This is a genomic window from Acinetobacter sp. SWBY1 (assembly GCF_002946595.1).
Lineage (GTDB): Bacteria > Pseudomonadota > Gammaproteobacteria > Pseudomonadales > Moraxellaceae > Acinetobacter > Acinetobacter towneri.
In genome coordinates this window covers 2,491,573-2,517,748 of sequence record NZ_CP026616.1, presented here as the reverse complement: position 1 = coordinate 2,517,748, position 26,176 = coordinate 2,491,573, and the positions used below count along the sequence as shown (strand labels likewise).

At 42.5% G+C, this 26,176-nt stretch carries 24 protein-coding genes and 1 pseudogene; 8 read left to right on the top strand and 17 right to left on the bottom strand.

Annotated elements, in window-relative coordinates; all coding sequences use genetic code 11:
- Nucleotides 1–128: 128 nt before the first annotated feature.
- From C3Y93_RS12070 to C3Y93_RS12045, 6 genes and pseudogenes are all read right to left on the bottom strand, one after another.
- Nucleotides 129–1,050 (bottom strand): annotated as a pseudogene (locus C3Y93_RS12070) (DMT family transporter).
- A 162-nt stretch (nucleotides 1,051–1,212) separates the two neighbouring features.
- Nucleotides 1,213–1,617, bottom strand: a complete 405-nt coding sequence (locus C3Y93_RS12065; protein WP_104853036.1) for an ExbD/TolR family protein — start codon at nucleotides 1,615–1,617, stop codon at nucleotides 1,213–1,215.
- The gene (locus tag C3Y93_RS12060) at nucleotides 1,617–2,240 is read right to left on the bottom strand and encodes a MotA/TolQ/ExbB proton channel family protein (protein ID WP_096901723.1); all 624 of its coding nucleotides are present in this window, start codon (nucleotides 2,238–2,240) and stop codon (nucleotides 1,617–1,619) included. Before C3Y93_RS12060 ends, C3Y93_RS12065 begins: the two co-directional genes overlap by 1 nt.
- A 20-nt stretch (nucleotides 2,241–2,260) precedes the next feature.
- Nucleotides 2,261–3,052 carry an energy transducer TonB family protein gene (locus C3Y93_RS12055; protein WP_104853035.1) on the bottom strand — a complete coding sequence of 264 codons (792 nt, stop codon included), beginning with the start codon at nucleotides 3,050–3,052 and terminating at the stop codon, nucleotides 2,261–2,263.
- Nucleotides 3,053–3,313: 261 nt separating this feature from the next.
- Entirely contained in the window at nucleotides 3,314–4,180 is an 867-nt protein-coding gene (gene purU, locus C3Y93_RS12050) for a formyltetrahydrofolate deformylase (protein ID WP_004976151.1), read from the bottom strand.
- Between the two features lie 91 nt (nucleotides 4,181–4,271).
- Nucleotides 4,272–4,973 carry a TetR/AcrR family transcriptional regulator gene (locus tag C3Y93_RS12045; RefSeq protein WP_004976150.1) on the bottom strand — a complete coding sequence of 234 codons (702 nt, stop codon included), beginning with the start codon at nucleotides 4,971–4,973 and terminating at the stop codon, nucleotides 4,272–4,274.
- A gap of 117 nt (nucleotides 4,974–5,090) precedes the next feature.
- Between C3Y93_RS12045 and C3Y93_RS12040 the strand changes: the two genes are divergently transcribed.
- The 4 genes from C3Y93_RS12040 (at nucleotide 5,091) to C3Y93_RS12025 (ending at nucleotide 8,985) form a co-directional block, all read left to right on the top strand.
- Entirely contained in the window at nucleotides 5,091–6,539 is a 1,449-nt protein-coding gene (locus C3Y93_RS12040; RefSeq protein ID WP_104853034.1) for a coniferyl aldehyde dehydrogenase, read from the top strand.
- 163 nt (nucleotides 6,540–6,702) lie between these two features.
- Complete coding sequence (rpmB, locus tag C3Y93_RS12035; RefSeq protein WP_004976147.1) at nucleotides 6,703–6,939, top strand: 50S ribosomal protein L28; 237 nt, start codon at nucleotides 6,703–6,705, stop codon at nucleotides 6,937–6,939.
- A gap of 16 nt (nucleotides 6,940–6,955) precedes the next feature.
- Nucleotides 6,956–7,111 (top strand): 50S ribosomal protein L33, encoded by a 156-nt coding sequence (rpmG, locus tag C3Y93_RS12030; protein ID WP_004976146.1) that lies wholly within the window; start codon nucleotides 6,956–6,958, stop codon nucleotides 7,109–7,111.
- A gap of 158 nt (nucleotides 7,112–7,269) precedes the next feature.
- Nucleotides 7,270–8,985 (top strand): cation:proton antiporter, encoded by a 1,716-nt coding sequence (locus tag C3Y93_RS12025; RefSeq protein ID WP_104853033.1) that lies wholly within the window; start codon nucleotides 7,270–7,272, stop codon nucleotides 8,983–8,985.
- A gap of 190 nt (nucleotides 8,986–9,175) precedes the next feature.
- On the opposite strand, the gene C3Y93_RS12020 is transcribed toward C3Y93_RS12025, so the two are convergent.
- The 10 genes from C3Y93_RS12020 to C3Y93_RS11975 form a co-directional block, all read right to left on the bottom strand.
- On the bottom strand, nucleotides 9,176–9,454 hold the full coding sequence (locus tag C3Y93_RS12020; protein WP_104853032.1) for a hypothetical protein: 279 nt from the start codon (nucleotides 9,452–9,454) through the stop codon (nucleotides 9,176–9,178).
- Nucleotides 9,455–9,557: 103 nt separating this feature from the next.
- On the bottom strand, nucleotides 9,558–10,061 hold the full coding sequence (locus C3Y93_RS12015; RefSeq protein WP_104853031.1) for a DUF6586 family protein: 504 nt from the start codon (nucleotides 10,059–10,061) through the stop codon (nucleotides 9,558–9,560).
- A 175-nt stretch (nucleotides 10,062–10,236) separates the two neighbouring features.
- On the bottom strand, nucleotides 10,237–10,491 hold the full coding sequence (locus C3Y93_RS12010; RefSeq protein WP_004976139.1) for an RNA recognition motif domain-containing protein: 255 nt from the start codon (nucleotides 10,489–10,491) through the stop codon (nucleotides 10,237–10,239).
- A 79-nt stretch (nucleotides 10,492–10,570) separates the two neighbouring features.
- Complete coding sequence (locus C3Y93_RS12005; RefSeq protein ID WP_104853030.1) at nucleotides 10,571–12,559, bottom strand: ATP-dependent helicase; 1,989 nt, start codon at nucleotides 12,557–12,559, stop codon at nucleotides 10,571–10,573.
- Between the two features lie 147 nt (nucleotides 12,560–12,706).
- Nucleotides 12,707–13,462 carry a hypothetical protein gene (locus C3Y93_RS12000; protein WP_104853029.1) on the bottom strand — a complete coding sequence of 252 codons (756 nt, stop codon included), beginning with the start codon at nucleotides 13,460–13,462 and terminating at the stop codon, nucleotides 12,707–12,709.
- A 172-nt stretch (nucleotides 13,463–13,634) separates the two neighbouring features.
- Nucleotides 13,635–16,274 carry a type I DNA topoisomerase gene (gene topA / locus C3Y93_RS11995; protein ID WP_104853028.1) on the bottom strand — a complete coding sequence of 880 codons (2,640 nt, stop codon included), beginning with the start codon at nucleotides 16,272–16,274 and terminating at the stop codon, nucleotides 13,635–13,637.
- A 34-nt stretch (nucleotides 16,275–16,308) separates the two neighbouring features.
- Nucleotides 16,309–16,758 (bottom strand): ammonium transporter, encoded by a 450-nt coding sequence (locus C3Y93_RS11990; RefSeq protein ID WP_004976129.1) that lies wholly within the window; start codon nucleotides 16,756–16,758, stop codon nucleotides 16,309–16,311.
- Between the two features lie 101 nt (nucleotides 16,759–16,859).
- Complete coding sequence (locus tag C3Y93_RS11985) at nucleotides 16,860–17,867, bottom strand: PIN domain-containing protein (RefSeq protein WP_096901707.1); 1,008 nt, start codon at nucleotides 17,865–17,867, stop codon at nucleotides 16,860–16,862.
- A gap of 16 nt (nucleotides 17,868–17,883) precedes the next feature.
- A complete protein-coding gene (locus C3Y93_RS11980) occupies nucleotides 17,884–18,849 on the bottom strand; it encodes a hypothetical protein (protein ID WP_104853027.1) in 966 nt (321 codons plus the stop codon).
- A gap of 127 nt (nucleotides 18,850–18,976) precedes the next feature.
- Entirely contained in the window at nucleotides 18,977–19,219 is a 243-nt protein-coding gene (locus tag C3Y93_RS11975; RefSeq protein WP_004976120.1) for a SlyX family protein, read from the bottom strand.
- Between the two features lie 35 nt (nucleotides 19,220–19,254).
- Between C3Y93_RS11975 and C3Y93_RS11970 the strand changes: the two genes are divergently transcribed.
- From C3Y93_RS11970 to C3Y93_RS11960, 3 genes are all read left to right on the top strand, one after another.
- The gene (locus tag C3Y93_RS11970) at nucleotides 19,255–21,162 is read left to right on the top strand and encodes an ATP-binding cassette domain-containing protein (RefSeq protein WP_104853026.1); all 1,908 of its coding nucleotides are present in this window, start codon (nucleotides 19,255–19,257) and stop codon (nucleotides 21,160–21,162) included.
- A gap of 141 nt (nucleotides 21,163–21,303) precedes the next feature.
- Nucleotides 21,304–22,239, top strand: a complete 936-nt coding sequence (locus C3Y93_RS11965) for a lauroyl acyltransferase (protein ID WP_104853025.1) — start codon at nucleotides 21,304–21,306, stop codon at nucleotides 22,237–22,239.
- A gap of 24 nt (nucleotides 22,240–22,263) precedes the next feature.
- Nucleotides 22,264–23,376: a glycosyltransferase family 4 protein gene (locus C3Y93_RS11960; RefSeq protein ID WP_004976117.1), complete on the top strand. Its 1,113-nt coding sequence runs from the start codon at nucleotides 22,264–22,266 to the stop codon at nucleotides 23,374–23,376.
- Between the two features lie 337 nt (nucleotides 23,377–23,713).
- Here the strand turns inward: C3Y93_RS11960 and C3Y93_RS11955 are convergent, their stop codons facing one another.
- A complete protein-coding gene (locus C3Y93_RS11955; RefSeq protein WP_104853024.1) occupies nucleotides 23,714–24,841 on the bottom strand; it encodes an endonuclease/exonuclease/phosphatase family protein in 1,128 nt (375 codons plus the stop codon).
- Between the two features lie 189 nt (nucleotides 24,842–25,030).
- Here C3Y93_RS11955 and asd point away from each other — a divergent pair, with 189 nt between their 5' ends.
- A complete protein-coding gene (asd, locus tag C3Y93_RS11950; protein WP_104853023.1) occupies nucleotides 25,031–26,149 on the top strand; it encodes an aspartate-semialdehyde dehydrogenase in 1,119 nt (372 codons plus the stop codon).
- The last annotated feature ends 27 nt before the right edge of the window (nucleotides 26,150–26,176 follow it).

The following is a 26,176-nucleotide window of genomic DNA, read 5'->3' as shown; positions in this document are numbered from 1 at the left end:
CCCTCTTCAAGTTTAGGTGTGCAATCCCCTCAGTCGCTTGAAGATGGTTTGTGTTTAATTGCAGATAAAGTCGATAAACTACAACCCAAGCAAACTCAAGCGGAAGCCACAAAGCTTATTGCTTTGCTTTATCTGCGTTTTGTTTTAACCCAACCTTGAGCATTCACCATCAACATACCAAGCATGACCAAAACAGCCCCAATCATAAAGCTTTGGCTCAAGCTTTCATTCAACAACCACACACCAAACAATACGCCAAATAATGGCGTTAAAAATGAAAACACACCTAAACTGGATGCCAAATATTGTTTCAGCAGCCAAAACCAGGCGAGATAGCTCATAAACGAAATCAATACTGCATAAAAATCAAACTGCCTATGGTTAAGGCTGTCCAGTCAATTTCGGCCTGCCCCATCCACCAAGCCATCGGCAGTAAAATCAAAAAACCACCCATTAATTGGTAAAACAAGGTTTGTGTTGCAGGTGCTTCTGATAAACGACTTAGACGTACCGCCACCATTGTAGCTGCCCAAAGTATGCCTGCACTCAGCGCAAGTAAATCGCCAAAAAGCATGTGGCTAAAGTTTTGGTGGCTCTCTTGTTGCGCAGTATCACGCCATAAAAAAGTCACTGCTATGCCAGCAAAAGACAACAGAATCCCGCCCCATTGCAAGCAAGATAAACGCTCTGCAGGGAGTTTCCAGTGCAGTGCTAAAGCCACAAAAATAGGCGCGGTATACAGTAAAACCACCACATGCGACGCAGATGTATATTGAATCGCCTGCCCTAACATAAAAAATTCTGCAGCAAATAAAATACCCACCAATACGCCTACAGGCAGATATTCAGTCGAAGCCCATTGTGTATTTCTTGCAAGTAACAACAAAGGCAACACCATCACAGCTGATAGACCTGAACGTAGTGCCAATTGCATCAAGGGTGCAATATCTGCTGCAGCAACTTTTAGCACCACTTGTTGCAGCCCCAAAACACACACAAAATCAGCATCATACTGCTGGCTTTTGCATCAAGTGCTTGGCGTGAACTCATGGCTGAACCTGATCTGAGATAAAAATAGAGTTGAAAGTAAGCCGCGGACTCAATCTAAATCTTTTAGATGGTCAAGATTGCTGTACTTGAGGCGTGTTGGCATTATGCGCGACTTTGCATAAAAAAAGCGACCTAAAAAGATCGCTGATTTTAAATATTAAGTTAATCTTCTGTTGCGAAAGCAATATCACTGAGTCCAGCTTCACTCGCACGTGACATCACTTGCGCTACAGTATCATAACGCGATTCTTTATCGGCTCTTAATACCACTGTTGGTTGCTGTGCTTGCTGACTAGCGTTGTTAAAGCGGGTTTGCAACTCATCTAAACTAATGATTTGATCATCCCACGCCACTTCACCATTGGCATTGATACTGACCTGAATTTGCTCAGGCGGTAAATCAACAATTTCTGCGCTGGTTTGCGGTAAGGTTAATGGTATAGATGGGTTGGCAACGGTCGCTGTCACCAAAAAGATGATCATCAATACCAACATAATGTCGATCAGGGGAATAAGGTTCATCTCATTCATGCCTGAATCGTTGTCTTCACCCAATTGAAAAGCCATTAAACCTGACCTCCCACTAAACTTTGTTGTGTTGCATTCACTTCAGTTCTTTGAACAGAAGAATCTTGTTGCAACATGGTGTCAATCAACAAACTATGTGCATGATCTTGCAAATTTGTAGATAAGGTACGGTTCACACGCGAACAAATGTTATAAGCAATCACGGCAGGAATCGCCACCGCCAAACCGAAGCCCGTCATAATCAACGCTTCACCAACAGGCGTTGCCACTTGAGCCAATCCCGCCTGACCGCTTTTTCCAACCGCAACGAGTGCATGGAAAATACCCCAAACTGTACCAAACAAACCCACAAACGGTGCTAATGACGCAATTGTACCCAGTACCGATACGCCTTTTTCTGCCGATGCTTTTTCTACCGAAATTTGACGCAATAAGGCTTGCTCAGCAACCGCTTTACGCTGCTCAAAATTTAAGGGCACCAGTTTTGCTTTAAGCTGATTTAAAGCCTGTGACAGTTGAGCATAAGCTTGTTGCTTCAATTGGCGCGTGCCTATCAAACGTAATGCGAAGATGGTCCATGTCGCAATCGACATCGCCAATAACACGAAATACAGCGTTTTGCTGACTGCATCTGCGTGTTGCCAATAGACGGAAAAGTTCATACTCGAACTCCTGTTGAAGGTTAGCCGTTAGGGTTCAATGTCAATTCAAAAGGCTGCTCAGCACGAATTGGATAAGCCACGCCATTTTCTTTGTACGGTTTGAATTTTGCACTACGCACTGCGCGTAAAATCTTTTGATCTAAAGCAGGTACACCACTAGAACGCGTAATTTGAGCATCGGTGATCACGCCTTTTTCATTGGCTTCAATCCGAACCACCACGTTACGGGTTTCTCCCTGTAAATCACGATTGGTATAAGAAGGTTTTGGAGAACGACTCCATTGCACGCCTGAGCCGCCAATCGACACTGTTTTTGGAGCAGAAGGTGCGACAGGAGCAGGTGCTGGCGCAACAGGTGCAACTGTCGGTTTCGGTGCAGGCTGTACCACTTTAGTTTCAGTCACCGTTGCTACAGGTGCAGGTTGCACCACACGTTCGACTGGTTTTTCTACGGGCTTCGCCACGGGTTTAGGGGCTTCTGCTTTTTTAACTTGCTGTACTTTTTCTACTTTTTTCGGTGGCGGTGGCAACGGTTTTTCTACCACAGGCACTTCTTTTACAGGCTGAGGCTTGGGTTTTTCAGGCTGTGGTTCAGCCTTAGGTTGCGGTGGCAACGGTTTAGGCTGTTCTTGAATTTTTACAAAGCGTACTTTTAAAGGTTCTTTTTCTATGGGCTTTAAGGTCGGAGTTTGCATTTGCCCCAATGCCCACAACACACCGACATGACCTAATGCAACCACAGCTAAAGCCGTCACAACTTTCTTTTTCATGGCATTGGGCATTTGTAGCATAGCGTTGGGAGATTGGTTCATTAAAGTCAGCGACCTTCAAAAGCAATTGCCAAACCATCACAGTTCCGAACGATCAAACTGATCGGTTAGCACAATTAAAGTAACGCAATAATAAATGAGAAGTGTTTTCATTTGCAACTATTTTTTAATAACAAACGTGAATCATCCAATAAATTTGCTATTTTAAAAACAGTTTAAATAAATGTTATAACATTACAATTTTAGCATAAAAAAACATGCCATGTCGGCATGTTTTAATTCGATTTTTAGATAGCTTTTACCCTATTGAAATACAACAGTTTTGTTGCCATCTACAATAATACGGTCTTCCAAATGCCATTTAACTGCACGTGCCAGTACATTACGTTCCACATCCTGACCCAATTCACGCAGTTGATCTACCGTAAAGTCGTGGTTTACACGCTCTACATCTTGCTCAATGATCGGACCTTGATCTAGGTCTGCTGTTACATAGTGTGCAGTTGCACCAATCAGTTTTACGCCTTTTTCATAAGCTTGTTTATATGGATTTGCGCCCACGAAAGCAGGCAGGAATGAATGGTGAATATTGATCACTTTCATTTCCCACTTAGAGACAAACTCTTCATCCAAAATTTGCATATAACGCGCCAATACCAACAAATCATTGCCTTGCATCAATTCATCAATTTTAGCGTAAGCTTCACGTTTATTTTCTTTATTAACAGGCACTACTTCAAACGGAATACCAAAGTTTTCTACCGCTTCACGCAAGGTGTCATGGTTCGACACCACTTTGGTAATTTCACATGGTAAACCACCACGTGAATGACGCCATAATAGTTCGAGCAAAGCATGATCAACTTTAGACACCAAAATGCCGACTTTTTTCACATCGCTGACCAAAGCCAAACGCCATTGCATTTCATAACGCTCTGCCACGTTAGAAGCAAAGGTTTGCAATAAGCTTTCTTTACGGCTTTGCAAGTGATCCAGTTCAAACTCAACCCGCATGAAATAACGCCCGCCCTGAGCTTCTGTTGCGTATTGATCAAGCGCGGTAATGTTGGCTCCTTGATGATACAAAAAGCTCGATACAGCCTGCACAATACCTGGCTTATCTTCACAGGTAATCAGTAAACGTGCAGTATTCGCAGTCGTCATATTCATGTTGTTTTTAGTCACTACTTGGTTAAATTGAAAAACAAGCCGAGTATTCTAGCGCGTTTCTCAGACATTCTAAATAGCCATTCTCAGTCTCTTAGTCGGCTTGAGTATTTTTACTGGATGATAAACTCTCAAACAGTTCAGATGTGCCTAGTGTTTCTAGTAAACGCTCATAGGTTGCACGACTTTCACCCCGTAAATATGCCCCTTCAAGGAACAGCATTTGACGTAAAGCCTGCCAAATCCATTTTTCTTCCAAATGGTTTGAATCGGTAATGTGACCCGACATATATAAGAAGTTCGTCCAGTTGGTCAGCACAATCCAAATATTGATAATCAAGGCTTCAATTTCTGACTCAGTCATTTGCATCAGACCCGCATCCACAAAGGCCTGATAAATTTTTTGTCCCTGCTGCATGACCTGTCCTGCAAAACGTGGATACATTTTGCGGAAATCTTCATTGGTTTCGACCAAATGATAGACATCACGATGCAAAAAACGATAAGCCCACAGCTGACTACTGAGAACCTGAAAATAACGAATTTTGTCATTGGCATCTAAGCCACGATTTTCAGGCAAAGCCAGCATTTCTAAAGTTTCTTGCTGATATTGTTCCATCAGCTCTTTAATAATTTCGTTCTTATTGCGGAAGTGGTAATACAAGTTTCCTGGGCTCATGCCCAGTTCTGCCGCAATATGATTGGTTGTTACCGAACGCTCACCACGCTCGTTAAACAATTGCAAACTCAATTGCAAAATACGTTCTTTGGTTTTCAACGTTTTGGTTTGAGACATCCTAAAAACAACCATTCTTTAAAATTTGGGGGGCATGAAAACATAAAGTCACTTGACTGATTAGAGTAAATACTCTAAAAATTAACTTATATTGCTTTTATTGAATGGTAACATGCCATGAACAGTCAAACAAAAACAACTTCAATGACCCCACATTCACCCGATTTACAACGTCTGGATGATATTTTGGCATTGCAGAAATATGCCTATCAGCGTCATCCTGTCCCAAGTGCCAAAGAACGCATTGAACGCTTAGCCCGCTTAAAACGTGTGATTGTGAAATATCAGGATCAATTTGCCGAAGCCATTAATCGTGACTATGGCAACCGTGCCATTGCCGAAACCCAAATTGGCGAAGTACTTACCTGCTTGGAACATATCAAATATTACAGCAAAAACCTGACCGACTGGATGAAGCCATCTAAACGTCAGGTTGGTATTATCCACCAACCTGCAAAAGCATGGGTACAGTATCAACCTTTAGGGGTAATTGGCATTATTGCACCTTGGAACTATCCGCTGCTGTTATCTTTAGGCCCACTGATCTGTGCTTTGGCTGCAGGCAACCATGCCATGATCAAAATTTCCAGTGCTTCTGCGCATTTTGGTAAAGTACTGGAAAACGCTATGAGTGAGGCGTTTCCGCAAGAATTAGTAGCGGTAATCAATGGTGGCGGCATTATTTCCGATGCGTTCTGTCATTTGCCTTTTGACAAAATTATTTTCACAGGCTCTACCGAAGTCGGCAAAACTGTAATGGCTGCCGCGTCACAAAACCTTGTGCCTGTCATTTTAGAACTGGGTGGCAAATCCCCTGTTTTGGTACATCCATCTAGCGATATGGTCGATGTAGCGCAGCGTATTGCAGTCGGTAAACTCTGGAATGCAGGACAAACCTGTGTTGCACCCGACTATATGTTCTTGCCTAAAGGCAAAACTGCCGAATTTATGGAGCATTTCGAGCAATTTGTGACCGAAATGTATCCGCATATTCGTGATAACCAAGACTACACTTCTATTATTAATGACAAACAATATCGTCGCTTACAGGGCTATTTAGAAGATGCACGTGAGCGAGGTGCAAATATTATTGAAATTAATCCGCAAAGTGAAAATGTGGCTGCAACCCGTAAAATGGCACCAACGGTACTGACCAATGTCAGTCCAGACATGCAAATTATGCAAAATGAGATCTTTGGGCCAGTCCTGCCAATCTTAGAATATGAACAAATTGATGATGTAATCGAGTTTATTAATAGCCGACCGCGTCCTCTTGCTTTATACTATTTCGACTTTGATCAGGCGCGTGCCGACTATGTCGCACAGCGAACCCATTCAGGGCATTTCGGACTCAATACTGTATTGACCCACGTTGCACAAGATGACTTACCATTTGGTGGTGTTGGTGCATCGGGCATGGGGAAATATCACGGTCCAGAAGGTTTTTTCAGCTTGTCACATGAACGGTCGGTAATGTCTAATCCGAAGCTTTACAGCTTGAAGTTCATTCTCCCCCCATTTGATAAGCCGATTCATCGATTGATTTCGAAGACGCTTCTTCGTTAACTGATCAAGGCATGAGCTATCAAACACGCTCATGCTGTTTTTGAAGAAAATCGCTTGTCTTTTAAGCGTATTTTTGATATAAAACGCCCCTTGAATGAATTCATCCGTTTATTTTTGACTGGCCATACAGATTTGCTGTTGGCTAAATCAATGGAGTTACACCATGTCTAAGGTTTGCCAAGTTACCGGCAAGCGTCCAGTCGTTGGTAACAACGTCTCACACGCCAACAACAAAACTAAGCGCCGGTTCGAGCCGAACCTGCACAACCACCGTTTCTGGTTAGAAAGCGAAAAACGTTTCGTACGTCTTCGTTTAACCACTAAAGGTATGCGTATTATCGACAAATTGGGCATTGAAAAGGTTGTTGCTGACCTACGTGCTCAAGGTCAAAAGATCTAAGTAAGGAGTCAGGACAATGCGTGATAAGATTCGCTTAGTTTCTACAGCTGGTACAGGTTATTTCTATACCACTACTAAAAACAAACGTACTATGCCGGAAAAAATGGAAATCAAAAAATTTGATCCAAAAATCCGTCAACACGTAGTTTTCAAAGAAGCTAAAATCAAATAATTTTAGCTTTTTTAAAAAACGACCTTATTCAGGTCGTTTTTTTTTGCACTTTTTTTGCCTCACTTGTTAAAATTTCCTCGTTTTCTTTTTTGGCACTATTTGTGCTTGTCTTATTTCAGTCTTTTGACCGCACCTTCACCATGGCTTAGGAGTTTCTCGTGCCTCATGATGTAGAACTCATCATCTTACTTGCCGTTGGTTTTAGCTTGGCACTGGTATTTGGCTATATCGCTGCGCGCTTACGCCTTCCACCGCTTATGGGCTATCTGATTGCAGGTGTCATCATTAGTCCCAACACACCGGGCATTGTGGCAGATATTCATCTTGCCAACCAATTGGCAGAACTTGGGGTCATGTTCCTTATGTTCGGTGTTGGCATGCATTTCTCGCTAAATGATTTAATGCAGGTACGACGCATTGCTTTGCCTGGTGCAGTATTGCAGATCGCCGTGGCGACCCTGCTCGGTGTAGGCGTGTCGATGATGTGGGGTTGGAGTTTTGGTTCTGCCTTAATTTTTGGTTTGAGTCTGTCTTGTGCCAGTACCGTTGTGCTCTTAAAAGCATTGGGTGATCGTGGCCTGCTCGACTCCGTGAACGGTAAAATTGCCGTAGGCTGGTTGTTAGTTGAAGACTTAGTGATGGTCTTAGCATTGGTGCTTTTGCCTGCCACAGCTGTATTACTGGGTGGACAAGCTATCGACAATGCCAGTGATGAAAATATTTGGCTAACACTCGGGCTGACTTTACTGAAAGTTTCAGGCTTTATTGCCTTTATGCTCATTGTTGGCAAACGCCTTGTGCCCTTCATTATGCAAATTGTGGCACGCTTAGGCTCAAGGGAACTGTTTACCCTGACTGTGGTCGCTGCTGCGGTATCAATTGCCTTTGGTGCTTATAAAATCTTTGGCGTGTCGATGGCACTCGGGGCGTTCTTTGCGGGGATGGTGGTCAAAGAATCCGATTTCAGTCATCGTGCCGAAGAAGAAACTTTGCCCTTACGTGAAATTTTCTCCATTCTGTTTTTCGTTGCTGTGGGCATGCTGTTTGACCCGCGTATTCTGATCGAAGAACCACTGCATGTTTTAGCGGTCGTCGGCATTATCATGGTGGGCAAAACCATTGCAGCCATGGCATTGGTCTTGTTCTTCCGCTATCCACTCAACACAGCTTTGACCGTAGGCGCGAGCTTGGCACAAATTGGTGAGTTTTCCTTCATTTTGGCAACGCTAGGCGTATCTTTACAACTGCTGTCACTAGAAGGACAAAACCTGATTTTAGCAGGCGCACTCATTTCAATTACCCTCAATTCCTTTGTTTTTTCTGCGATTGAACCTGTGCAAAACTGGATTCGGGAACGCTCTTATTTGGCGCGTTTGCTCGAACGCAGTAATGACCCTTTAGCCATGCTGCCCGATGAAGTTTCTCAAGATTATTTACGTGATCAGGTGGTGATTGTTGGACATGGTGAAGTCGGACGTCGCATTACCCAAAATTTAATGGCTGAAAATATTAAGGTCGTGATTGCAGAAGAAAACCGTGAAATTGTCGAAGACCTACGTGAAAAAGGTATTGCTGCGGTCAGCGGGGTTGCCACTGAAGCAGGTGTACTGATTCAGGCACATATTCAACATGCACGACTGCTCGTTCTCTCGCCTATGGACATTTTGGATATTCATAAAATTGTGGATATTGCCAAAACCCTAAACCCTGAAATTCAGGTTTTGGTGTGTGCAGAAAGCAAAGCCGAAGCGGAAGTAATTCGTAAAGACAACATTGGTGAAGTGTATTTTGCCAAAGAAGAAATGGCGAAAAATATGAGCAATTATATTTTAAATCAAATTGAAATTGCCCATCATCAGCCACCAACGCATTGAGCATCATTCATCTAAAACCCATAGCCAAAATCACAAAAAGCGCACCGTTTAAGCTGCGCTTTTTTGTTGACGTATAGATTGGCTTTCACTGTGTTGATGAAAAACTATCTAATACTGTCCATGATTTTAACCAAAGCAGATAGACAATCTATTCATTAAAGATAGCTCATCACCGAAAGACCTTTTCGGATTAACTCATAAATTGCGGCTGTTCATCCACAATTTCGGCATGCCATTCATTGACTTGTTTTTCCAATAAGCCAAATAATGCCGCTTGAATCATGTGCTGTGCAACAACCGCCGTCTGATCGCCCAATATGGCTTTGACGTCGTCATTGAACTCGATTTTGACCAATGGCTCTTTCTCAGAGCCTGCATTACGCAATGCCAACACACCACCTTCAAGCTGAACCAACTCTAAAATTGCTTCCTGATTACCAAATAATTCTTTCAATTGCTCTATAGACATATATCCTCCATGCTGGACATGGTGGCAAAGGCGCTTGCTCTTTGCATCGTTCAGAATATTTATATCGGGCTGATCAAATTTTTTTCAAGGGCGTTTGGTCGGCTTAAAATTCCACCATTTCATTGCGAAAACCATCAATCAACTGGGTTAAATCACGATGCCATTCGCGCAAAATTTTCGTATCTGGTAGCCATGCTTGCGGAGATTGTGTGACTTTAATAATTAAATTAGATGACGTTTCCTGTTCAGGTCCTGGTGCACTTGGCTCGGGCGTGTACTGACATAAACGATAAGCGCGCTTTAACTCTGCAATAAAACCCGATTTGCTCAGTTGCTGCAAAATTGCCACTTCAGGGGAAATCTGCCCTTTGGCTGCCATCAATTCTTCAATTGATTTAAGGGTTGGATTACTGTCATTTAAACGATAATACCGCACCAATTCCTGCAAAAAAGCCAGCACCGCGCCATTTAAATGAAACACCGCAGCTTCACGATGTGCCTGCGCTTGCTGAACATGCTCGGTTTGCTCGGCCTGCTGACATGAAAGACGGGCGAAATATAATTTCTGATTGGTACGATCTGCATGAAAACGAGCAACACGGGACATGAGCATTTCCTCAATTTAGCGTTCTAAGAAGCTTAGATTAAACCGATTTTCCTGCAACACCCAATAAAAAATACACTATTTTTACTGCGATAAAATCGCGCACCAATGCAGTGCCAATCTCGTATTTTTACTAAAAATCACGCATAAAAAAGGAGCATTTTTTGCTCCCTTTGAACTATTTTGATGCAGGTTTATCTTCTGCTGCTTTGACACGTATTCCATGACCATGCAGACGCAAAGTATTCAGCGCTTTAATGGCTTTTACTGCCTCACGTGCATGTGGCATTTCTACAAATGCAAAACCTTTAGATTTTCCTGTTGCAGCATCCAACACCAAATTACAAGATTCTACAGTGCCATATTCCTGAAAAAGTTTTAACAATTCTTCTTCAGTCACTGTACGCTCTAAACTACGAACTAAAATTTTCATCTTACAACCTTAAAATAGGCAAAAAACATCAAAAAGCACTCGCCTACTCTACTTTTTGCAGGAAACCTTGTGGCATAGTTTAATCGAGATCAATGCCAAAATCTAAATTAATCGCTTGGCGTTCCACCAAGGCACTTTTCACAGTTTGCTGACGGGTACGGTGATGAGTTTCCATCGCACACAACTGCCGTGTCAGATCATTCAAAAAATAACTGTCCAGTTTGCGCCCTTGTTCATCTACCGTATCACGCGCCCATAAATTAAAATTTTGCTTGGTTAAAATCAGTTCATTTTGGGCACGGGTCAAAGCCACGTACAGCACTCGACGTTCTTCTTCAATATCATCAAAACTGCCCTGCGCCCGTGCATGCGGGTACTGCCCTGCAGTCACATTCGCCACATAACAGACTTTTTGCTCCGTACCTTTGGCAGAGTGAATGGTGATTAAAGTGACCACATCGGTATCAGACTGGCGTTCAATTTCAGAAATAGACACAGGATCGAGCACATATTCTTCTAAAAACTCACTTAACTGCGCATGCTTACCCGCCAGTTGTTGCACCAACTGAAAATCACCCTGACGACGATTCCAGTCTTTTTTATAGTTATCAGCCAATTGTTCCTGAATAGCTTCAATGCCTAAACCGACGCAAGCTGCAACTTCATGTCGTAAGACATCCATTTGCTTCATGATCAATAACGTTTTTTCTGGCAAGCGTCCAAATTTTTCCAGCTTTTCAATCACCTGATCCATTGTCGGTTCAAGCAACAATTGCTGCGCCAACTTACTCGCACCGACATCGCCCACGCCATTCCATAAAGTGAGAAAACGCATCCACGCAATATCATCTAAAGGATTGGCAATAACGCGCAATAAACTAAGCAAGTCTTTTACATGCGCAGTTTCCAAGAGCTTCATGCCGCCAATAAAACGATACGGCACACTTGCCGCAATACAGGCAGCTTCAATATGTCGCGCTGCAAAACTTGAACGCACCAAGACCATGTGATCTGACCACGGCGCGCCTTGCAAGAAATGTCGCTCTTTAATATCAATCGCAATCCATTTGGCTTCATCAAATTCATTCGGGAAAATATGCATTTTGGGTTTGATGCCATCACCACGATGCGCCTGCAACCGTTTGTTATAGCGAATCTCACTTTGATCTAACAACCAATTGGACAGGTCTAAAATTTCCTGCGTAGAACGGTAATTTTGCTCTAATTTGAAAATTTGAGCATTGGATACGCGCTCTGTGAAATGATGAATATTTTCAAAATCTGCACCACGGAAACCATAAATCGATTGTGCATCATCGCCCACACAAAACAAACTGACCCGATCTTTTAAAGGCTCAAGCAAAGCCCATTGCAAAGGATTGGTGTCCTGCATTTCATCGACCAGAAGATGCTGACAAATTGACGCGACATAATCGACCAGACCTTCCGACTGCGCCAATGCCGATGCCACCACAGCCAAAATATCGTCATAATCGAGAAAGCCACGTGCACGTTTACGGCTTTCGTATTCCTGCATAATTTCAGCAATTTGATCTTTTAATGCCAAATATTCAGGCTGTTGCTTTTCTAAAGCCACACTCAGTTTTTGACGGGTATTCCGCGCAAAAGAATACAAATCACATAATTCTTGAGGCTTAGGCAACTGACTTGGATTTTTCTTATCATCTTTTCCGCGAATGAGGCGAAACATCATCAACTGATCATCACGATCAATAATAGAAAATTGTTCCAAGCCAAAAGCTTTAGGAATACGTCGTAACAAGTACATACAAAAAGTATGAAAGGTCGAAGCACGTAAGCCTTTGGCTTGCTCGCCCAGTGCCAACTCCACCCGTGCGACAATTTCACTCGCCGCACGGCGGGTAAAGGTCAAAATTTGAATTTGATTGGCTGGAATACCTTGATCAATCAAGTACGCTGCACGTGCCACAATGGTTTTGGTTTTGCCACAGCCTGCGCCAGCCAAGACCAGACTATGTTGATATGCTGTCGTGGCTGCTTGTTTTTGCTGGGGATTCAATTCATCAATTAGGCTGGCTAAACTCATAGTGACTCATCGTACTGGGTGGATGAATAGTTTAACAGATCGGTTTAGGAATAAACCCATGAATATAAATGGCTCGGTTCATGCCTAAACACATACTTTTACACAAGCTCTATTGTAGAGATGTGGATAAGTACATGCTTATCCACATTATTTCCAGCCCAATTCTATGGCAGTGATTTCGTTAATACGTGTCTGTTGTAACGATTCAGGCATTTTACTTTTGCTTTGCGAAAGTGGCACATAACCCGCCATCAGTTCAGCCTGTCGTTGTGGATACAATGGTTGCTGATTTGGGTCTGCATAACCAATCGGATAAATCGGCTGACCTGTGCTTAAATCATATTTATCTGTGGCACCAAAGGTATGCAGTAATTCATGCACCATCACCAACGTATTACGCTGACTGTGCGCAGCAGAAGCAAATAAATTCACCGAGCCAATTTTGCCTTTTTGCAAAGCGGTGGAATGCTTCAAAATTTGAGTTTGACTCGGATCATAATAATTCAGGTACAGTGTCACTGTTGCAGCACCATCACTGCTTTGTCGTTGCTGCCAAGCGTAAAAACGGAACTTTAAACTCCAAAGTACGGTGCTCAGTAGCGATGCTTGCTCAGGCACTTTTGGTGGCAACTGCTTTAATTCTCGCCCCTGTTTGAAATAAAGCGCAATCGGTTGCCCACGGTACTGCAAAGAAGCTTGTTTTAGATAGTCTTGAGCAGAATTTAAATTATTGATATTTAATGTATTGATATAGTTTTGGGTATTTGATCGTCCATCGGCATTGATTGGATGTAACAATACGATGATGGGCTTATTCCAGTCTTGGTTCTGATCACGCCAAGCATTGACTGCGACGACCAGCAAAACCAGCAATAAGCATAAAATTCGGATTTTTTTCCACATACTTTAAATATCTTTAGGCAATCACTTTACCGAGTTTAATCTTATTATCTTTAAACTCGACCCCCACATCGGATTAAGATTCACAAAACCTCTCTGTTTTTTATTTTTCACATTTCAAATTATATGATTTAAAAAAATGCTGACCGAAGCCAGCATTTTGTAATTTGGATAATTAAGCCTCAACCCATTTACCATCTTGGTAAACCAATGACCATTTGGTTTGTTTGCCTTCAGGCGTTTCCGAACCAATATATTGCGCTTGATTCTTACGGCTGAATTTCACTAATGTTGGATTACCCTCTGGGTCTGCATCAGGTGCTTGCAGAATAAATTGATATTTTGGATCAAGCTGTTCTGCTACCGTACGCAACTCTGCCACTTTCGGGGCACGAGTTTCACGCACTTTCGGGAACTTGCTGGCTGCCAAGAATAAACCTGCCGCACCATCACGCAGTACAAAAAAGTCATCATGTTTGGTCGAGCGTAAATGTTCCATTTTAATTGGATCAACACGCGGTGGCGCAGGCTGACCATTCTTGAGTACTTTACGTGTGTTTTCGCAACTGGTGCAGGCAAAATAAGGGCCAAAACGACCTGTTTTCAGCTGCATTTCGCCATCGCACTTGTCACACGGAATGGTTGGGCCATCATAGCCTTTAATTTTGAACTCGCCTTCTTCTAGCTCAAAACCTGCACAGTCTGGGTTATTCCCGCAAATATGCAGTTTACGACCACCATCAATCACGTAACTATCCATAGCCGTTTCGCAAATTGGGCAGCGTTTTTTAGACATCAAATCTGCAGTTTCAGCGGCATCATCATCCGACAATGCGGCAAGCGACTCGACAGGAGTCAGGTTCAAAGTTCCCTTGCAACGTTCTTTTGGTGGCAAGTTATAGCCTGAACATCCCAAGAAAACCCCTGTTGTACCTGTACGAATCTGCATTGGACGTGAACATTCTTTACAATGCACGGCATCAACTTCTACAGGGAGATTACGGCGCATGCCTTGTTCGCCCTGTGCATTGGTCAAACGCTGTTTGAAGTCGCCATAAAAACTGTTGAGTAAGTCTTTCCAGTCACGTTCACCATCTGCAACCTTATCTAGCTGACCTTCCAAGTCTGCTGTAAAGTCGTAGTTCATCAGATTATTAAAACTTTCATCCAGGCGGTCTGTAACAATCTCACCCATTTTTTCGGCATAAAGACGACGGTTTTCCAGTTTGACATAACCACGGTCTTGAATAGTTGAAATAATCGCAGCATAGGTCGATGGACGTCCAATACCTTTTTTCTCAAGCTCTTTCACCAAAGAGGCTTCGGTAAAACGCGCAGGTGGTTTGGTAAAGTGTTGCGATGGATCAAGCTTTACTAATTTAAGAATTTCACCGACTTTAACTGCAGGCAGTAACACATCATCATCCGATTTGTTTTGCCCACGCACTTTAGTAAAACCATCAAAAACCAGCGTACGACCTTTGGCTTTTAACTCAACACCATTGGCATCCACTAAAATGGTCGATGATAAATATTCGGCTGGTGTCATTTGGCAAGCGACGAACTGACGCCAAATCAGATCATATAAACGCTGTGCATCGCGCTCTACACCCACCAAACTGTCGCCTTTAAGCGCAACATTAGATGGACGAATCGCTTCGTGCGCTTCTTGTGCGCCTGCTTTATTGCCATAACGATTTGGTTTAGCAGGCAGATATTTTTGACCAAACTCCGCTTCAATATGCGTACGCACCATATTGACCGCGTCATCACTCAGGAAGGTCGAGTCTGTACGCATATAGGTGATAAAACCTGCCTCATACAAACGCTGTGCTAGCATCATGGTTTTCTTGACTGAAAAACCAAGACGGGTACTCGCAGCCTGTTGCAGCGTTGACGTGATATACGGCGCACTTGGGTTGACTTTGGTCGGCTTATCTTCACGTGCAGATACGGTGTATTGCGCATCTTTAATCAAGTTCAGTAAAGCATCGGTTTCAGCTTTGTTGCGTAACTTGAGGGTTTTACCCGCTTGCTTAACCGCTTCTAGACGAATGTCATCTTTTTCAGATTTAGTATCTGCAAAGACTTGCCAATATTCTTCGGGTACAAAGGCGCGAATTTCACGCTCGCGCTCCACAACCAGCTTCACCGCAACTGACTGCACTCGTCCTGCCGATAAACCACGGGCAATTTTTTCCCAGAGCAGTGGCGAAATCATAAAACCCACCACGCGATCTAAGAAACGACGTGCCTGTTGGGCATTGACTTTGTTGGTATCTAAACGCGCAGGATGCTTAAAGGCTTCTTGAATCGCATTTTTGGTAATTTCGTTAAACACGACACGTTGATAACGTGAGTCATCTCCACCAATGACTTCTTTTAAGTGCCACGCAATCGCTTCCCCTTCACGGTCCAAGTCCGTTGCGAGATAGACTTCATCGACCTGCGATGCCAGTTTTTTTAATTCAGCGACTACATTTTCTTTGCCTGGCAGCACTTCATAGTGTGCTTTCCAGTCATGTTCAGGATCAACCCCCATACGGTTGACTAATGCTTGTTGAGCTTTTTCAGCTTTCTGAGCCTCGGTCAGTTTGGTTCGGGTGGTGGTTTTCTTTTCTGTGGTTTTTGCGCCACCACTGGTTGGCAAATCACGCACGTGACCGACCGAAGACTTCACAATGTAGTCCGAACCAAGATATTTATTGATTGTTTTCGCTTTTGCAGGCGACTCCACAATCACTAAGGCACGTTTGTGACCAGCTTCAGATTTGGCTGCAGTGCTTTTGGATGTGGACCGAGGAGCGTTCGCCATAAGTAACCGTATTTCCTATTTAATGGTTTAAAAATTAACGTTCAGCCAAGCTATGTAAAAAGGCTTTCATCTCATCTAATTGAGTTGCGCGAAGATCGGCTTCTTCATCCCAATAGATTCCTACACAGTTTGCCTGCATATCAATAGCATAAATGCCCTTTAATGCAATGGGTAAGCCTTGGAATTTCTCATCGCCATGCAACAGTTCTAGCTTTTGGTCTGTCACTAAAGCACGCATTAACGGTAAACGTGCATCGGCAATGAGTACACTGTAATACGCCACCATACTGGCACGTGATTCCGTGGCTTTCGGGATTTTTGTCCAGTCAGGCGCAACCACCAAACGAGGGTGTAGTCCCATTTTTCGGGCTTTTTCACGCATCAATCCTAAAGCTTTTTCTCTTGGGCTGACACGCAGACCAAAAATAGAGCCCATCACAAATATAATGATGGCAACGGCAACCCAAATTCCAGTATTTTCCATAGTACAACCTTTCTATTCTTATATTAGAGTTGCATAAGCACAATATAAAACGCAAGTACCACCGACTAAAATCAACTGGCTTTATCAGAAGCTTATACTGTTTATGACAAAACTTCCGTATTAGGTTGTTCCATCAAACTTGTCTGAATTATTGTTGTATTCAAACAAGTTTTGTCTAGACTTGCCCAAGCCTCAATCAAGGAATCGTTATATATTAGTTTAGTACTTTCTTGCTTAACAATATTTTGCTTTATTAAAATATTGATAAAGTCTTGAGCCAATTGCTGAGCGTTTAACTTTAATACAGATTGAATCGAATTCAGTAAACTATTTAATTTTGCAGGTTTATTATTGCTAATTTTACTTAGATAATCACAATACTGTTTCACTCTTTGCAAGTGCGGCTTAATCTGAATTTCATCAACTGACGGTAAAGCTTTACTCAAAGCCTGTACCTCACCTTTTTCTCTAAATTTAAGAGCATCTTTCATCCGAGATAGCTCATAACTTACAGTCTGATCTTTAATTTGGATCAATTGATAATCTTTTAACTGCTCAATAATCTTTCTGGTATTGCTTGTATATCCTTTTAACCAAGACTTTAGAGCATTGTTTAATGAATTAAATTGTTTGGGTTGATTTTTTAAAAGTAATTGGATTGCAAACAGTAAAGGTTTCAGTTCATCAGAACTTAAATCAGTTTCTTGATTTATTAATTTGAACTCTTTGCTAGGTGAAGATAAGAGATCCCTTTTTAACTGTTGAGACTTAAAACCCATTACTGTCAATAAATCAACAATATATTCAATTTTCTTGTCATTAGACATTACATCAAATTCAACATTTGATTTATCCATTTGAATAGATAACTGACCAGCTAAGAAAGCTAATCCAAAATCTGCAGCATCTGGGCCAATCTTAGGCATTTTAATAAGAACAAGCTTTTTCTTGCTCACAAAATCAGAAAGCATCTGCAAACCATCTAAGCTTAAATTTATAGGTGATTTTGCATATACCAAATACACGAATTGATATTCAGATAAATATTTTAGAAGTTCTTTTTCTGATTTATGTAAATTTTCAATATCCAACAACAAGACTTTTTTCATACACTCTCACAATCTTTTAACTCAAGAACATCTCATGACTATATAGAACTTCATGTCCATTCCAATAAATATAGCCTTTTTCAATCAGTTCTTTGAGCAATAAACGAATATCAGACTTTGGAAATAACCGCTCTAGTAAATCACGCAACTCATAAATATCTTTCGGTTTTTCACCCTTTAGCTCACGTAACTTTTTGGCAACTTCCCATTGCACAGGGTCAATTTGGCTAAAGTTTTTAAATAAACTGTGCTGAGGATGTACCTCTGCGGCTTCAGTTTGCGCCACGATTGTAGAAGTGACTGTCGCCTCTTGCGTAGATTCTTCCACAGCATCCAAGTCAAGTTGAACCCACTGCTTCAGTACTTTTTTACGAAAGCTAATTTGCTCATCCACCCGCTTTACAATTTTCAGGTTCATCAACATACCAACCACATGCTGCACTTTGTCTGCCTCAAGTTGCAAAATATTGGCAATCGAGTTTTTTAAAGCCTCTACGTTAGTTGGCTTGCCTGACATTTTTGCCAACGCATCACAATACTTTTTTACCAACAGCAATTCAGGTTTGTTGCGAATTGCCATTGGGCTTGGTAAACGATTTTTGCTTTTCCCAGACTGCATTTCAGGCTGAATATGAATCAGGTGACAGGCAATTTCAGATGCTTGCAACATTTCCATTAAAATCTGAATACTGTCAGCCGCAGAAATCACTTCAACTTGTGTTTCTGGCTCTAGCAGTGCCATCAGTTGCCCAACTACCACTGCATATTCAAACTCTTTAAACTCTGCGCGCGGGCTGTCTAAAATCATAAGCTGACCGGTACTGATCCAGCCAGCCAACTCAGTTAAATCCTGCAAGTTATATTCAAATTTTCCTGCACAATTAAACAGATACACACTCGGATGATGCTCAATAATTTCTCGCAACAAAGTCGCGGTAGGCTGGTTGTTTTCAAGGTCAAGTAACACAACTTTAAAGGACATAAACTTTAGCGGACACAATAGGGTTTAAAAGATTCAGGCACAGCAGCCGAGCATTACAGCGGGAAGTACAGCAAAGGTCAAATTAAAATCAGCACGGAAACCAATACCGTTGATTAAGTACGATTGATTAATAGTGTGGTGGGCGATTGGTCATCGGGTCAAATGGTGCAATCCCATCCGACAAATCTGCCGACTCTACCCGCTGATATAACAACTGCATTTGTTTCTTTAAATCAGCAATTTCCAGACTTTGATGAACCACTTGTTCATTCAATTGCTCAACTAAATCGTCCAAAAATGCAATTCGCACTTGCAAATCTTCAATGGGTGCGGAAAATGACGCCTGATCATCTATACTTTGTTTAGTCATTTCAAATCCTCATTTGAGATTTTTTAGGAAACACTATGGCCTATATTACTTTAAGGGATGTCCAACTCGCATTTGGTGGACCTGCCTTGCTCGACGGCGCGAATTTTAACCTAGAACGTGGCGAACGAGTGTGTTTGATTGGCCGTAATGGAGAAGGTAAGTCTACTCTACTTAAACTGATTGAAGGAAGTTTACTGCCCGATGCAGGTGAAGTGTCTATTCAAAATGGCATCACCATTGCCATGTTGGCGCAAGATGTGCCCATGGATTCAGGCAAAGTCGCCGATATTGTTGCTGATGGTGCAGGCGAAGCTGCTGCAGTATTAAAAGCCTATCACGAAGCCAGTGATGCCTGTGTATTGGGCGATATGGATGCCTGTGACCGTATGGGGAACTTGCAACACAAGCTAGATCAGCTTGATGGCTGGGCGCTAGAAAATAAGGTCAATGCCATTTTAAGTAAAATGGGACTTGATCCAAATGCCGACTTGGTCGATTTATCCGGGGGACGTAAACGTCGTGTGTTGTTGGCACGTGCCCTGCTCACCCAACCTGACGTATTGTTGCTAGATGAGCCGACCAACCACTTAGATGTGGAAAGTATTGAATGGCTAGAAAAATTTTTACTCGATCAAAATAATTTAACTCTACTGTTTATTTCGCATGACCGTGCTTTTGTCGATAGTATCGCCACCCGCATTGTCGAGTTAGATCGTGGTGTATTACGCAGCTACGAAGGAAACTATTCGCGTTATTTAGATTTAAAAGCGCAGCAACTTGAAGCTGAAGAAAAACAAAATGCGCTGTTTGATAAAAAACTGGCCGAAGAAGAAGCATGGATTCGTCAAGGCATTAAAGCACGTCGTACCCGCAACGAAGGACGTGTGCGTGCTTTAAAAGCCTTACGTGAAGAATCCAAAGCACGTCGCTTCCAACAAGGCAAAGTCAATATGGCAGCGCAGGAAGCCAATCGCTCAGGTAAACTGGTCTTTGATATTGAACATTTACAAGTGGCCTTTGGCAATCAAGCTCCAATTATCAAAGACTTTTCAACATTGGTATTACGTGGCGACCGTATTGGTTTAGTTGGTGATAACGGTGTCGGTAAAACCACGCTGATTAAAGCCATTTTAGGTGAAATTGAGCATGGCGACTCTGTCAAAACAGGAACACAACTGGAAATTGCCTATTTTGACCAATTGCGTAACGTCTTGGATTTGGAAAAGTCGGTCAAAGATAACGTGTCTGAAGGTTCAGATTTTGTTGATGTGAACGGACAACGTCGTCATATCTATAGTTATTTACAAGACTTTTTATTCTCACCAGAACGTGCGCGCACGCCTGTTAAAGCCTTGTCTGGCGGTGAACGCAACCGTATTTTACTGGCAAAATTATTACTCAAACCATCTAACCTGATAGTGATGGATGAGCCGACCAACGACTTGGATATGGTCACTTTAGAATTGCTTGAGGAAATGCTCAGCGACTATAAAGGCACCTTATTGCTGATTTCACACGACCGTGCCTTTATGGACAACGTGGTGACTTCAACTTGGGTATTTGATGGCAAAGGCAATATTGATGAATATATTGGCGGCTATCAGGACTATTTGCAGCAACGCCCAGACCAAACTGTGGTTGATCAAAAAAGTGATGTTAAAAAAGCCGTTGCCAAAGCCGAAGCGGCTGCAGCAGCACCAACGGCTAAAAAAGTAAAATTGAGCTACAAAGATCAACGTGCTTTAGAGCAGTTGCCAGGTGAAATTGAAGCACTGGAACAGGAACAAACCGAATTGGCTGAAAAACTGGCGGATGGTTCTTGGTTTGTAACAGATGCCAATGCAGCCACCAAAGCCTCACAGCGTTTGGCTGAAATTGATGAAGAACTGCTGGAAAAACTGGAGCGTTGGGACGAACTGGAAAACTTGGCGAATGGTAACTAGGGTCTATTGACACTTCGTCTACGCTTGTCCTGAAAGACTTCGCAAAACCGTTTTAAGCATCTTTCCCATTGGACGGATGCTTTTAAATTTTAAAATCGGTTCGTGCTAAACTGCAACGATACAACACTTTACACGGTCATTATGAGTCAACACACTGAATATCAACCAGGCGAATTTCAATGGTCTTTCCTGTTGCCAAAATATTGGGGCATCTGGATTGGCATTGTCTGCCTGATGATTTTAGCCATTTTGCCGTGGGCGATTCAGTATCGTTTGGCGCAGCTTTTAGGCAATCTTGCCTTTAACAGCATGAAGTCACGTCGCGTAACTACGTTACGCAATTTGGAAGTGTGTTTTCCTGAATGGAGCGAGGCTGAAGTACATGAAAATGCTCGCCAAGTCTTTGTTGATCAAATGCTGGGCGTATTTGAAACCTTAAATGCATGGTACTGTCCACAGTGGTTTAAAGGACGCACTCAGGTTGAAGGTTTGGAACATATTCAGCAAGCCCAAGCAGATGGTCGCGGGGTTTTATTGTTAGGCACACATTCTACTCTGCTAGATGCAGGTGGCTATGTCTGTGCACAATATTTTGACCCCGATGTGGTCTATCGTCCACAAAACAATCCCTTACTGGACATGCTGATTTACCGTTGTCGCGCCACCATTTACGGTCATCAAATTGACCACGATGACATGCGTGGTTTAATCCGCCACTTAAAAAATGGTCGTGCCATTTGGTATAGCCCAGATCAGGACTTTGGTTTAAAACAAGGTGTTATGGCGCCATTTTTTGGCGTGCCTGCTGCGACAGTTACAGCGCATCGTCGTTTACTTAAAATGACCAAAGCCGCAGCAATTCCGTTATATTTTTACCGTACAGGTGAGCTTTCCAACCCTCAATATAAAGTCTTGATTGAACCTGAACTGCTGGATTTCCCAAGCGCAGATGAAGTTGCAGATGCAACGCGCACCAATTTCATTATTGAGCAGCAATTACGGATCGCTCCTACCCAATATATGTGGTTTCATCGTCGGTTTAAGAGCCGCCCCGAAGGTTATGACAGTATTTACTAATCTGTACGGCAGAAGGAAAGATTCATGAAAGTCATGCAGTTATTACCCGAATTAAACAGTGGCGGTGTAGAACGCGGTACGCTCGAAATCGCCCGAGCCTTGGTCGCTCAAGGACATACGTCATTGGTGGTGTCGAATGGCGGACGGATGGTTAACCAACTCGAAGCTGAAGGTTCCACTCATTTAAAGTTAGCCATCCACAAAAAATCATTATCAAGCTTGTGGCAAATCCGTCCTTTACGCCAACTGATTATGCAACATCAACCTGATATTGTGCATGTACGTTCCCGCGTACCTGCATGGCTAACTCATTTTTCCCTAAAAGGTATTCCAGCCGAAAAACGTCCACACTTAATTTCAACTGTACATGGTTTTTATTCAGTTAACCGTTACAGCCAAATTATGACCCAAGCGGAAAAAGTGATCGCAGTTTCTGACAGTGTAGTCAAATACATTCGTGATCATTATCAAAACTGTCCACCTGAAGATATTGTCCGTATTTATCGTGGAATTGACCCTGCTGCATTTCCGCACGGGTATCAACCTTCGGCACAATGGATGCAACAAACCTATCAAGATTTCCCAGAACTTGAACATAAGTTTTTAATTTGTTTGCCGGGACGTATCACCCGCTTAAAAGGTCATGAAACATTGATTGATCTAATTGCGAAATTAAAAACCCAGTATCCACAGATTCATGCTGTTGTTGTAGGCGGTGCAGATGTTAAAAAAGCAGCTTATTTACAGGAACTGGAACGCAATATTCGGGATAAACATCTGACCGAAGCGATAACCTTTGTTGGACACCGTTCTGACATTCGCGAGTGGCTTGCGTTTAGCGATATTGTACTTTCACTTTCTAATCAGGCGGAAACCTTTGGACGCACTGCACTTGAGGCTTTATCTGTAGGAACACCTGTGATTGGCTGGAACCGTGGTGGTGTGGCTGAAATTTTGTCACAACTGTATCCGCAAGGGCTCATCGCAGCAGATGACCAAGTGGCTTTATTCAATGCAGTGCAATTGCATCTGGAAATACCGCAAAGTGTCACCCCTGTTGAATTGTTCAGCTTGGCAGATATGTGTCATCAAACCTTAGATTTATATCAGCAAGTTTTGCAGTCAAAACACACCTAAAGCCTTAAAACTGAATCGAGCTGATTGAAATTTAATTTGTTTAAAAACAATGAGAATGAAAAAATAAGCCCTAAAAAATCATCGCCCGAGTTCTACATCCTGTAAAACTCGGGCTCATGAGGTTGTGCTTTCAAAACTTATTGTTATTTTATTGTATGGCGTTCCTTACCTACATCATATCCTTGATGTTTATCCCTCAGCGTCGTCTTCCTTAATGGGATATTCCGTTCCCGAGTCCTTGTGCTGATGAATTAATCTTAACCAGATCAGTCAGAATAAACCATGCGTCATGTGCCTAAATCCGTGTAAGCCATTTCGTACACTTTTCGTTTAATTTCTAAACCGATTTATCCTGTGCTTTATACGGTTGTGCAATTTCATCGGTCACCAGTTTTTCTTCTTGCTCTGCTTTTTCAATCCCATCCTGAATCGCCTGTTGTGCTTCCTGCTCATCGGCATCGGTTTGCGGCAGTTCTTCCTGAATTCGATCAAACACCCGCCCAGTTTGCAATACCACATACACAGGAAAATGATCTGAACCAATATGTGCTAAACGCTGCATATCTACCAATGCAAAATCTGTACTATGAAATACATGGTCTAATGACCAACGCAGTAAAGGATAATCGGCATGAAAGGTATTGATATAGTGCCGCCCTACGCGCGGGTCGAGCAAGCCACTGATTCTTTGAAACAAGCGCGTAGTCCGCGACCACGCCACATCGTTTAAATCACCCATTACGATACAGCTTTCATCTAAATCTTTGATTTGATCGCCTACAATCAACAATTCGGCATCTCTTAAAACTGAATCTTTGGCTTCGGTAGGACTTGGTGGTTTAGGATGCAAACAATACAACTGTACAGGCTGCCCCGAAGGCAAAATCACACTGGTATGAATGGATGGAATTTCATCGCTGAGAATAAATTTGATCTCACTGTCTTTTAATGGCAAACGGCTATACAAATGCATGCCATATAAATTATCTAAAGGTGCAGCGACCCGATAAGGATAATCGGCTTCAATCACAGACAAGGCTTTCTGCCAAGCCAAATCAGATTCTAGGGTCAACACCAAATCTGGTTTTAAGGCTTGAATATGTTCAATTAAAAGATGATATTTTTGATTTGGTGTCAGAACATTGGACACGATTAATGAAATTTGTTTTTCAGGATTTAGCTGTTCTGGACGAACTTGTTTGACCTGTTTTTTCCACAGCAAGGTGTAGGGCAAGACCATTTTTAACTGATAAGCCAAAGCTGCAATCAGCCCAATTAAAATCACTTGGCTAGACACATCCCACGTCTGCTCCCAAATCAGTAGCAAAACAAAGGCAATGATGCCCAAAACCAAGATCTGTAAACGTGGAAAATCTGCGCCCCGAATCCACCATTCATCACGCGGAATCAGTGACCAAAAACTTAACCAAATGACTAATATTGCAAGCCCTTCTACCCAAATCATCTTGCTTTACTCTTTTGTATTTTTTGTCGTTTTTACATGAAAACCAAAGTTATCAATTTTGTATGTAACACAAACAAGAGATTTCACTCAATAATACTCATGTTTTGTTCATGTAATGCTTGCAGTTGCGTCCCCTTTTGATAGACTTATATTCCTTTATTGTTTTTTAACGCACCGAGGCAAAGTGACATGAAAGTAGGTCTGGTCGGTTGGCGCGGGATGGTGGGTTCCGTCCTTATGCAACGTATGGTTCAAGAAAATGATTTTGCTCATTTTGAGCCATTCTATTTCTCTACCAGTAATGCTGGCGGTGAAGCACCAGCGTTTGGTGGTAAGACTGCCCCAGCACTTATGGATGCAACAGATATTGAAAGTCTGAAGCAAATGGATGTCATTATTACCTGTCAAGGTGGTGATTACACTTCTGCCGTTTTCCCGAAGCTTAAAGCTGAAGGTTGGAATGGTTACTGGATTGATGCTGCATCTACCCTGCGTATGGATGATGAAGCGATTATCGTACTTGATCCAGTCAACATGAATGTCATTAAAGATGGCTTGGTGAATGGCACCAAAACATTTGTGGGCGGTAACTGTACTGTTTCACTCATGTTGATGGGCTTGGGTTCATTATTCCAAAACAATTTGGTGGAATGGGCAACTTCAATGACCTATCAAGCAGCTTCTGGTGCAGGTGCGCAAAACATGCGTGAGCTGATCACAGGCATGGGCTACTTGTATAACAACACCAAAGACTTGTTGGATGACCCACGTTCACCAATTTTAGACATCGACTCTAAAATTGCCGAATTACAACGTGGCGAAGGTTTCCCATCGGCAAACTTTGGTGTGCCTTTAGCGGGTTCTCTCATTCCATATATCGACAAACAGCTTGAAAGCGGTCAGTCAAAAGAAGAATGGAAAGGTCAGGTTGAAACCAACAAGATTTTAGGCAATCAGCAGATCGTTCCAATTGATGGTCACTGTGTGCGTATTGGCGCAATGCGTTGTCACTCTCAGGCAATCACATTGAAGCTGAAAAAAGACGTTCCACTGAACGAAATTGAAGATATGATTCGTCAATCAAGCCAATGGGCAAAAGTGGTACCAAATACACGCGAAGCATCAATGACCGATCTTACCCCAGTTGCAGTTACAGGGACTTTAACAGTACCTGTTGGTCGTTTACGCAAAATGAACATGGGTAAAGAATACCTTGGTGCATTCACTGTAGGTGACCAATTACTTTGGGGCGCAGCAGAGCCATTACGTCGTATGTTACGCATCTTAATTGATTACAAAAATGCTTAAGCCTCGTCTTGAGCACTGAATCATTTT